We start from the raw sequence: 11,540 nt of genomic DNA, 5'->3' as shown, positions 1-11,540 counted from the left end.
TAATTGGTCGATTTCCGCCAGCTCTTTATGATTGGTCGGACTCACTTTGCCGATGTTATATGTCATATTTTCTCCGTCAAACAGATAAACGGCACAAAAGTGCGGTCAAAAAAAGCAACGTTTTTTGAACGTTGGATTTGCCAACGGTGGCGAAGCCATAAGTAATCGCATTGGCGATTACGCATAAAAAAAACGAAGTTTTTTTAACGTTAATCACGCCAAAACGCCGTAAAAATGATTTTTAATCAAAATCCATGGCATTTTTACTAAAAAATATTAAAAATTTCTACCGCACTTTAGTTAAATACCGATAACCGCCAAATTCCTCTCGACTATCCCGTTTATTTTGTGATAAATCTCACAGAACAATAAAAGCGTGATTTACTGCATTAGCTATTTTCTGTTTCCTATTTTTTATTATTTTAACAATTATGCAACACAACGGAGAAACAATATGCAATTCAATCTCTCAAAAACTTACACTGAGGCTCGCCGGGCGATTACCGCTCAATACCGTCTTGACGAAAAAACCGCCGTTGACGCCCTCCAGTCCACCTTAACTTTTACCGATGAGCAAGAGCGGCGCATTCATGACAATGGCCTGAGGCTTATTCAGAAAATTCGTAAAGCCAAGAAAAACCAATACGGCGCGGATGCCTTAATGCAAGAATTTTCCTTGGGCGAAGCCGAAGGCATTGCATTAATGTGCCTTGCGGAAGCTTTGTTACGTATTCCTGACAAGAAAACCCGTGACGAATTAATTTACGACAAACTGCAACAGGGAAATTGGAAAGAACATCTCGGTCAATCCTCGTCCTTTTTTATTAATGCCGCCGCCTACGGTTTATTATTCGGGCAAAAAATATTTCAACTTAACGAACAGCAATTAAGCAACGGTTTAACCCGTCTTTTCACCCGTCTTTCCGTGCCGGTTATGCGAAACGCCGTCATTCGCGCAATGCGTATGTTAGGCAAACAGTTCGTCACGGGCCTGAATATTGAACAGGCGTTGGCAAAAATTAAACCCCGTTTTGACCAAGGATATAGCTTTTCTTTTGATATGCTGGGCGAAGCGGCAATGACTAAAACGGACGCGGAACGATATTTTAACGATTATCTTGCCGCTATCGAAACCGTGGGAAAAAATGCCGCCGGTCAGGATATTTACCGCGCGAACAGCATTTCGGTGAAATTATCCGCAATTCATCCCCGTTATAGCCAGGCGCAATATGATCGCGTCATGAATGAACTCTATCCGAAAGTCAAACAGATGTTTCTTTTGGCGCAAAAATATCAGATCAGTGTGAATATCGATGCGGAAGAAGCCAGCCGGCTGGAAATTTCGCTGGATATTTTGGAACGTTTATTAGACGAGCCCGAACTGAAAGGCTACAAAGGCATCGGTTATGTGGTACAAGCCTATTCCAAACGCTGTCCTTTCGTGTTGGATTACCTGATTAATTTAGCTCGGGAAAAACAAGGCTATTTAATGATTCGGCTGGTTAAAGGCGCCTATTGGGACAGTGAAATCAAATGGGCGCAAACCGACGGGCTGGACGGTTTCCCGCTGTATACCCGGAAAAACCATACCGATATCAGCTATCTCGCCTGCGCTAAAAAACTGTTAGCGGCGCAAGACGTCGTTTATCCTCAGTTCGCCACCCATAACGTGCAAAGTTTATGCACAATTTATGAACTGGGGCAGAATAAAAACTATGAATTCCAATGTTTACACGGCATGGGAGAAACCTTGTATGACAATATCGTCGGAAAAGCCAATTTCGATCGTCAGGTACGCGTTTACGCGCCGATCGGAACGCATGAAACCTTGCTGGCTTATTTAGTTCGCCGCCTGCTTGAAAACGGCGCGAACTCTTCTTTCGTCCATCAATTGGTGAACGAAGACATTCCGGCGGAACAATTAATCACGCCGCCCTGGAAGCGTTACAGCGATTCACAGGGCATGCCGAATAAGGCCGTACCGAACGCGCCGGATCTGTTTTCTGATCGCAAAAACTCTAAAGGCATCGATCTGGTGAACGAATTATCCTTAGCGCGTTTAGAGCAGGATTTGAATCGGCCGTCCGTCGAACCCGGGGTTTCATTGGTTGCCTTAGATGAAAATGTAGACCTGCCGTTTAATCCTGTTTTTAATCCGGCCAATCAAAACCAGCAAATCGGTGAAGCGGCATTTTGTGCGATTGATAAAACCGCCGCCATTTTTCATGCGGCGAATAATCGTCAATGGAACGAGAAAAGTGCGGGAGAAAAATCGGAAGTTTTAAACAAAGCCGCCGATTTATACGAACAAAATTACGGCTTGCTGATGAAACTTGCCGTGCTGGAGGCGGGGAAAACCTTGCCGAACGCGATTTCCGAATTACGCGAAGCCGTAGATTTCCTACGCTATTATGCACAACAGCTTCGTTTTCTGGCCGAACACGACAAACTGGCGGAACCGCGCGGAAAAATACTTTGTATTTCGCCTTGGAATTTCCCTCTGGCGATTTTCACCGGTCAAATCGCCGCCGCTCTGGCCGCCGGTAATTCCGTGATTGCCAAACCTGCCGAACAAACTTCGTTAATCGCTCATGCCGCGGTGAAATTATTGCATCAGGCAGGAGTGCCGATGACCACGTTGCAGTTGGTTCTAGGCGCGGGCGATCTCGGAGCGGAATTGGTTAAACAACCTTTTGACGGCGTGGTTTTCACCGGTTCCACCGATGTGGCTAAATTTATCAATCAACAGCTTGCCGCTGCGGACAATGATCCGATTTTAATCGCCGAAACCGGCGGGTTAAACGTCTTAACGGTCGATTCTTCCGCTTTGCCGGAACAGGTAGTGACCGATGTACTTTCCTCCGCTTTCGATTCGGCGGGTCAACGCTGTTCGGCGTTGCGTATCTTATTGTTACAAGAAGATATTGCCGATAAATTCTACACCATGATCACGGAAGCCATGCAGGAATTGCGTCCGGGCAATCCAAGTCTGCTATCTACCGATATTGGACCGGTGATTGACCGCGAAGCCAAACAACGATTGGAAGCGCATAAAGCGAAAATGCGTAAGATCGCTCTTCATTACGCAGAACTTGAAACGCCGCAACAAGGCACTTTCGTCTCACCGGCGATTTGCCTGCTGGACAATGTCGATGCGATTGAACAAGAAGTTTTCGGTCCGATTCTGCATGTAGTGCGTTATCGTAAGGAAGATTTGGGAAGACTGCTCGAAAAAATCAACGCCAAAGGATATGCCTTAACCGGCGGATGCCACAGCCGAATCCATAAACAAATTGATTTTGTGGAACAACATCTGAATTGCGGCAATTTCTATATTAACCGCAATATTGTAGGTGCGGTTGTCGGCGTACAACCTTTCGGCGGTCACGGTTTATCGGGCACCGGACCGAAAGCCGGCGGCGAATTCTATTTACAGCGTCTCACTCGCACGGACGGTTATTACAGCCGTTTCGGCGATGACGTCAGCCTGCGCAATCAAAAACCATTGCTTCCCGGTATTACCGGCGAAAAAAATACTTTGGCTTACCTGCCTTGCGAGGTGGCGATCCTGAACGGTGATCTCGCGCAATCACAAAGTGCGGTGAAAAAATTGATAGAAAATGGATTCAGCGTTTTGGTCGAACCGTCTCATCCTTTGGCGAAACAGACAAACGATAAAATTCGCGTTTCAACCGAATTGGGTAAATGCCAAAAAGGTATTTACTTCACGCCATTGGAAAAGAAACGCCGTCAATGGCTCGCCGAACACAGTCAAAGCATCTTCAAATGTTATAACTGGCAAAACAGCCAGGATTTAACTTTGCTTTACGACGAATTTTCCCGTAGTGAAAACACCACTGCCGCGGGCGGAAACGCTTCATTGATGGCAATTCAAGAGCAATAATGCCAAGGAGGACTTATGCACAATTATCAGATTTATACGACTTTCGGTTTGTATTTGGTTATTATTTTGGGTATTGGAATTTATGCGTATCGATCCACTCAAAATTTTGACGATTATATTCTCGGCGGCCGCAAAATGGGCAGTTTTGTCACCGCCATGTCCGCCGGCGCTTCCGATATGTCGGGCTGGCTGTTGATGGGATTACCCGGCGCGATTTTTCTGTCCGGTCTCAGCGAAGCCTGGATTGCCGTCGGATTAACCGTCGGCGCCTATTTCAATTATCGGATTGTTGCCGGAAGATTGCGTGTATTTACCGAACAATACAACAACGCGTTAACCCTGCCGGAATTTTTTGCCCAACGTTTTCCGCAGCATAAAAAGGCGTTAAAAATTATTTCATCATCTATAATCTTGTTTTTCTTTACCATTTATTGCGCTTCGGGCGTGGTAGCCGGTGCCAAACTCTTCCAGGGACTACTCGGTTTAGATTATTCCTACGCACTTTGGCTAGGCGCTTTGTCCACCATTTTATATACCTTTATCGGCGGATATTTAGCGGTTTCCTGGAGTGATACGATTCAGGCAAGTTTAATGATTTTTGCACTCTTGCTTGCACCGGTTATGGTTTTAGTCAATATAAGCTGGGAAGAAATCAATCTTGCTTTAACCGCTAAATCCGAAATAACTCATATCCCTTATTCCAACTGGCTGCATAACGTTTCCGGCATCGGCGTTATCTCCGCTCTGGCATGGGGCTTGGGCTATTTCGGGCAACCGCACATTTTAGCGCGTTTTATGGCGGCTGACTCAGTGTCCGCCCTAAATCAGGCCCGCCGTATCGGCATTACCTGGATGTTATTCTGCTTAACCGGTGCCGTCGCCGTCGGTTATTTCGGATTAGCTTATTTCAGTGCCAAAAATATTGAATTAAGCAATGCGGAGGCAGTATTTATTGAACTCTCCAAACTCATGTTCAACCCTTGGCTTGTGGGCGTGGTGTTATCGGCAATCCTAGCAGCGATAATGAGTACGTTGTCGGCGCAACTGTTGATGTGTTCCGCCGCCATTACCGAAGACTTTTATAAAGGCTTCATCCGTAAACAGGCTTCCAGTCAGGAACTCGTCTGGGTAGGACGCTTAATGGTTATCGTGATTTCAATTATCGCTATTAGCATTGCCCAGAATCCGGATTCAAAAGTGATGGGATTGGTGTCCTATGCCTGGGCGGGATTCGGTGCGGCATTCGGCCCCATCGTGATTTTATCCCTATTTAATCGCAACATCAGTTCGCAGGCGGCATTATGGGGCATGATTAGCGGCGCAATAACCGTTATCGGCTGGAAACCGTTAATGGCTTATTTAGGCTGGAACGATCTGGCGCAATTATATGAAATTATTCCCGGATTTTTAGTCTGTTCTTTTATCGCAATTAGCTCTTCCGTATTTACGCCGGTTCATCCTGATGTGAGTCGTCAATTCGAACAGGCGCTGAAAAAATTTGAATTACAACGTTGAGAGGTTTACTTGCAAAATATTTGAGAATTATTTTCATTTAGTATTGACACCACATTTGAGAACGATTATCATGTGAGCCATTCAAACAATAATAGATAATCACTCCAACTTCGGCGTTTCTCCCCCCACAAGGAAACGCCTTTTTCTTGCCTAAAACTTAAGGATTCCGCTTTAAACCTTTTCATTTCCTCAATATTTACTATAATAACCTCCTAATTATTTTTACTCCATTAGGAAAACCCATGACTGATTTGAATACCGTTCTCGCGGAACTAAAGCGCGGCGTTGATGAAATTTTATCCGAAGCGGATTTAATTGAGAAATTAAAAGAAAACCGTCCGTTAAAAGTAAAACTCGGAGCCGACCCGACCGCGCCGGATATTCATCTTGGCCACACCGTCGTCTTAAATAAATTGCGTCAATTCCAGAATTTCGGTCACGAAGTAATTTTCTTGATCGGCGACTTCACCGGCATGGTGGGCGATCCGTCCGGCAAAAACAGCACTCGGCCGCCGCTCAGCCGTGAAGATGTGTTGCGCAACGCAGAAACATACAAAGAGCAAATCTTCAAAATTTTAGATCCGCAGAAAACCCGTATCGTCTTCAACTCCGAATGGTTGGGTCAATTAGGTACGGAAGGTATGATTCGTTTAGCTTCAAACTATACCGTTGCCCGCATGCTGGAACGTGACGATTTCAAAAAACGCTTTTCCAATCAACAACCTATCGCAATTCACGAATTCATTTATCCGTTATTGCAGGGTTACGATTCCGTCGCTTTAGAGGCCGACGTAGAACTTGGCGGAACCGATCAAAAATTCAATCTGTTAGTGGGGCGCGAGCTGCAAAAATCCGCCGGCAAAAAACCGCAGGTTGCCATCACGTTGCCGTTATTGGTGGGCTTAGACGGCGAGAAAAAAATGTCTAAATCCTTAGGCAACTACATCGGCGTGACAGACGCGCCAAACGACATGTTCGGTAAAGTAATGTCTATTTCCGACGACTTAATGTGGGATTGGTACAACCTGCTGTCATTCCGTCCGTTGACCGAAATCGAACGGCTGAAAGCGGACGTGAAAGCCGGCAAAAATCCGCGTGATGTAAAAATTTTACTGGCGAAAGAATTAATCGCCCGTTTCCACGATCAAGCGGCGGCAGAGGCTGCGGAACAGGAATTTATCAACCGCTTCCAAAAAGGCGCCATACCGGACGAAATGCCGGAATTCACCTTTGAAGGCGAAATCGGTTTAGCTACGCTGTTAAAAGAAGCCGGTCTTGTGGCCTCCACGTCCGAAGCGATACGTTCCGCTCAACAAGGCGGCGTCAAAATCGACGGCGAAAAAGTGGAAGACGTTCGTCAAAATGCACGACAAGGCACGTTCGTTTATCAAGTCGGTAAGCGTAAATTTGCACGTGTCACGGTAAAATAAAGCGAAATTTGACCGCACTTTACAGCGAAAAGACAAAAAGTGCGGTCAGTTTTTTACCTGTTTTTTAAGGGGAAGTTTATGGCAAACAAAATCTGGGTTCTCGGCGACGCGGTGGTGGATTTAATTCCTGACGGCGAGCAACATTATTTAAAATGCGCCGGCGGTGCACCCGCTAACGTAGCGGTAGGCGTGGCGCGGTTGGGCGTGCCGAGTGCGTTTATCGGGCGCGTGGGAAAAGATCCTCTCGGCGAATTTATGCAACAAACGCTGAAAGCGGAAAACGTCAATACGGATTTTATGCACCTCGACCCCGACCATCGCACTTCAACGGTAGTAGTCGGTTTGGATAACGGCGAGCGCAATTTTACCTTTATGGTGAATCCGAGTGCGGACCAATTCTTAGACCATCATGATTTACCGACCTTTCAGGCGGGCGAATGGTTGCACTGCTGCTCTATCGCCTTGTTAAACGAACCAAGCCGCACGGCGACAATCCGCGCAATGCAGAAAATTCGCGAGGCGGGCGGCAAAGTCTCTTTCGATCCGAACTTACGCGAAAGTCTGTGGAAATCCGTCGCCGAAATGAAGCTGGTGGTAAATCAGGCGATCGCTTTAGCGGACTTATTAAAATTTTCGGAAGAAGAATTAACCTTACTAACCGACAGCGCAACCTTGGACGAGGCGTTCGAAAAAATCACCGTACTTTATCCGGAAAAACTCATTATCGTGACGATGGGTAAAGACGGCGCATTATTTCATTTTAACGGTCACCGTGAAATCGTCAGCGGTAAAGCCCTGAAACCGGTAGACACCACCGGCGCCGGCGACGCCTTTGTAGGCGGATTGCTGGCGGGATTGGCGTTAAATCCGCATTGGCAAACGAATACGGAACAGCTCAAAACCATCATCCGACAAGCCAATGCCTGCGGTGCGTTAGCCTGTACGGCAAAAGGCGCGATGTCCGCTTTGCCGAATCAACAGCAACTTGCCGAGTTTTTAGCGAATTAATTTTCGGGTGGGCTTTCGGGCTCACCTTTTTTGCATTCGGTATTTAATGAACTTCCTCACAATTTCGGTTACTTTTTATTTATGATAATTTTCAATAACGGTAAATACAAATCTTTACATGCGGCGCAAGCCGGCGAACTGGAACGCGTAAAAAGTGCGGTCGAAAATGATCAAGATTTTCGCCCCGTTTATCACCTTGCCGCGCCCACAGGTTTGCTAAACGATCCGAACGGTTTAATCTGGGACGGCGAAAAATTTCACGTATTTTTTCAATGGTTTCCTTTCGACGCCTTACACGGCATGAAACACTGGAAACACTATACTACAACGGATTTTATCCATTACCGTCAGGCTCAGGATCTCATTCCCGACGAATTATTTGAAAGCCACGGTTGTTATTCCGGCGGCGCGCTGCCGGTCGGCGACAAAATCGCCTGTTTTTATACCGGCAATACGCGCCGTCCGAGCGATAACCAACGCGTCCCATTCCAGAATTTAGCCGTTTTCGACAAAGCGGGAAATCTGCTCGGCAAACACCCGTTAATGGAAAATTCACCCGCGGGTTATACCGAACATTTCCGCGATCCGAAACCGTTTTTCGCAGATGACGGCAAAATCCGTTTTATTTGCGGGGCGCAACGGGAAAATCTGAGTGGCACCGCCGTAGTGTTCGAAATGAATAATCTCGACGATCGCCCGCGTCTGCTTGGCGAACTGGCGATTCCCGCCTTTGACAATCAAAACGTCTTTATGTGGGAATGTCCCGATTTACTGAAAATCGACGATCAGGATTTATTTATCTGGTCTCCGCAGGGTAAAACCCGCGAAGCTCATCAATTTCAGAACAATTACCATGCCACCTACGCTTTGGGGCGGTTAGACGGCTTAACGTTCCGTGCCGAACATATCACGGAACTGGATCAAGGTTTTGATTTCTATGCGCCGCAAACCTTCGCCAATACGGCGAATCGCACAATTTTGCTGGCATGGGTCGGTTTGCCGGATGTCACCTATCCGACGGATAAATACAAATGGCATTCCATGCTCACCTTGCCGCGCGAATTGCGGGCAGAAAGCAATCGTCTGTTACAGCGACCGGCGAAAGAAATTTATCAAAATCTGACCGCACTTGAATCCGTCAGCCTCACCGGTGAGACAGAAATTCCCGATCTTGACTGCGCTTACCTGAAATTCAATGCGGAGAATCACCCCTTCCGCCTTAATTTCTTCAGCAACGACCGCCAACAAACCCTGACGCTGTCTTATGACGGCAACTTGCTGTGCATCGATCGTTCGCAAACGGATCAGACGGATTGGATGGAAAAACTGGGCGGGCAACGTTACTGCGAAATCCCGAATCTTCAGCAAGTCGAGCTCTTTTTCGATCGCTCGGTATGCGAAATTTTCCTGAATCTGGGCGAAAAGGCGATGACTTCGCGCTTCTTTATCGAAAACCGGAAAAACATCGTCAAAACCGACCGCACTTTATCCATCGCAATCGGTCACCCTCGCGTAATTGCCGTGAAATAATCCCGGCTTGAACATTGAGATTTCAGCGAAAAACGGGTAAAGTAACCCACATCATTTTTCAAACACAACAGGATAAAATTATGGGTAAAAGTGTGGTAGTCCTCGGCGCTCAGTGGGGCGATGAAGGCAAAGGCAAAATCGTTGATTTATTAACCGATCGCGTAAAATACGTCGTGCGTTATCAAGGTGGCCATAACGCGGGTCACACCTTAATTATCAACGGCGAAAAAACCGTATTACGTTTAATTCCGAGCGGTATTCTGCACGATAACGTAACCTGTTTAATCGGTAACGGCGTGGTGCTTTCTCCGTCCGCATTAATGCAGGAAATGGGCGAATTGGAAAGCCGCGGCGTGAAAGTGCGCGAACGCTTGCTGATTTCCGAAGCCTGCCCGTTAATTATGCCTTATCACGTTGCCATGGATCATGCGCGGGAAGCCGCATTGGGTAATAACAAAATCGGTACCACTGGTCGCGGTATCGGTCCGGCTTATGAAGATAAAGTCGCCCGCCGCGGTTTGCGTGTCAGCGATTTATTCGATAAAGAAAAATTTGCGGCAAAATTAAAAAATGTGCTGGATTACTATAATTTCCAGCTAGTCCAATACTACAAAGCCGAACCGGTGGACTATCAAAAAACTTTAGATGATGTCATGGCGATTGCCGATATTATTTTAGGCATGGTGGCCGATATCAGCACGATTTTGGACAACGCCCGCAAAAACGGTGACAACATCTTATTTGAAGGTGCGCAAGGCGCGATGTTAGACATCGATCACGGCACCTATCCGTTCGTCACCAGTTCCAACACCACGGCCGGCGGCGTCGCAACCGGCGCGGGATTCGGACCGCGCAATATCGATTATGTGTTAGGTATCATTAAAGCCTATTGTACCCGCGTGGGCGGCGGTCCGTTTACGACAGAATTATTTGACACGGTGGGCGCAGAAATCGCCCGCAGAGGTAATGAATTCGGCGCAGTAACCGGTCGTCCGCGCCGTTGCGGCTGGTTTGATGCCGTAGCCATCCGTCGCGCAATCCAGGTGAACTCAATTTCCGGTTTCTGCATGACAAAATTAGACGTATTGGACGGATTTGACGAAGTGAAAATCTGCGTCGGCTACAAATTACCGAACGGCGACGTGGTGGATTATGCTCCACTTTCAGCCAAAGACTGGGAAGGTGTGGAACCGGTGTACGAAAGTATGCCGGGTTGGAAAGAAAATACCTTCGGCGTGACGGATTACAATAAATTACCGGTAGCCGTACACAATTATGTGAAACGTATCGAAGAAGTCACCGGCGTACCGGTGGCCATTCTTTCAACCGGTCCGGACCGCGTGGAAACCATCATTCTGCAGGATCCGTTCAAAGCCTAATCCGACTGTTTTCTAAAGCTCATCAACGGATGAGCTTTTTTATTTTCAAAAAATAAGGAGGAAAAATGCACACCATTCAGGATATTTTCGAAAAATGGCACGACTTCGCAAAATCCCGCAATACCGAGGGATTGCTCGGGTTGTATGCCGAAGACGCCGTATTTGAAAGCCCGTTGGTTCCCGCCATTTTAGACGACAAAACCGATGGCGTCTTACGGGGAAAAACGGAAATCGAACGCTTCATTCGCGAAGGCACCAAACGCCGGCCGAACGAATTGGTGAAATGGTTTCGAACCGGCGAATATCTGACCGACGGCAAAACTTTAGTCTGGGAATACCCGCGGGAAACGGACGACGGCGAACAAATCGATATTCTGGAATTGATGGAAATCGAGAACGGCTTGATTCAGAAGCACCGAATTTACTGGGGCTGGAAAGGCTGCCTGCAAATCAGCAAAAGTTTAGCCGGCAAATAAACCGGCTAAGAAGCAAATAAAAAATTATTCGCAATTTGATATATAAATTTGCTCGCTTCTGACGGAGCCGTTTGGGCTGGGCAACATCCCAAAAAACTTTGCTTTTTTATGCGTAATCGCCAATGCGATTACTTATGGCTTCGCCACCGTTGGCAAAGCCAACGTTCAAAAAACGTTTCTTTTTTTGACCGCACTTTTACCGTCTTCCGCCATAACGCACGCTTTTAACCTATGTTTGTTTATTCGACACAAATTAAAAAATCTGTGTAGTGTTAAGAGCCGATTATTTACAGCGTCG

Annotated in this window: 7 protein-coding genes; all 7 read left to right on the top strand. The window is 46.8% G+C overall.

Annotation, left to right across the window (positions count from 1 at the left end; all coding sequences use genetic code 11):
- The first annotated feature begins 454 nt into the window (after positions 1–454).
- The 7 genes from putA (at position 455) to P7M01_RS09600 (ending at position 11,242) form a co-directional block, all read left to right on the top strand.
- Entirely contained in the window at positions 455–3,904 is a 3,450-nt protein-coding gene (gene putA, locus P7M01_RS09630) for a bifunctional proline dehydrogenase/L-glutamate gamma-semialdehyde dehydrogenase PutA (protein WP_317483395.1), read from the top strand.
- A gap of 15 nt (positions 3,905–3,919) precedes the next feature.
- Positions 3,920–5,419 (top strand): sodium/proline symporter PutP, encoded by a 1,500-nt coding sequence (gene putP / locus P7M01_RS09625; RefSeq protein WP_317480524.1) that lies wholly within the window; start codon positions 3,920–3,922, stop codon positions 5,417–5,419.
- Positions 5,420–5,661: 242 nt separating this feature from the next.
- A complete protein-coding gene (gene tyrS / locus P7M01_RS09620; protein ID WP_202937058.1) occupies positions 5,662–6,849 on the top strand; it encodes a tyrosine--tRNA ligase in 1,188 nt (395 codons plus the stop codon).
- Between the two features lie 78 nt (positions 6,850–6,927).
- The gene (locus tag P7M01_RS09615; RefSeq protein ID WP_317483396.1) at positions 6,928–7,857 is read left to right on the top strand and encodes an aminoimidazole riboside kinase; all 930 of its coding nucleotides are present in this window, start codon (positions 6,928–6,930) and stop codon (positions 7,855–7,857) included.
- Positions 7,858–7,938: 81 nt separating this feature from the next.
- Entirely contained in the window at positions 7,939–9,387 is a 1,449-nt protein-coding gene (locus P7M01_RS09610; RefSeq protein WP_317483397.1) for a glycoside hydrolase family 32 protein, read from the top strand.
- 80 nt (positions 9,388–9,467) lie between these two features.
- The gene (locus P7M01_RS09605) at positions 9,468–10,766 is read left to right on the top strand and encodes an adenylosuccinate synthase (protein ID WP_317483398.1); all 1,299 of its coding nucleotides are present in this window, start codon (positions 9,468–9,470) and stop codon (positions 10,764–10,766) included.
- Between the two features lie 65 nt (positions 10,767–10,831).
- Positions 10,832–11,242 carry a nuclear transport factor 2 family protein gene (locus P7M01_RS09600; RefSeq protein WP_317483399.1) on the top strand — a complete coding sequence of 137 codons (411 nt, stop codon included), beginning with the start codon at positions 10,832–10,834 and terminating at the stop codon, positions 11,240–11,242.
- The last annotated feature ends 298 nt before the right edge of the window (positions 11,243–11,540 follow it).

Source organism: Exercitatus varius, assembly GCF_029577735.1.
GTDB classification, from domain to species: Bacteria; Pseudomonadota; Gammaproteobacteria; order Enterobacterales; family Pasteurellaceae; genus Exercitatus; species Exercitatus varius.
Note: the sequence above shows the minus strand (reverse complement) of the source record. Positions and strands in the feature narration are given on the sequence as shown.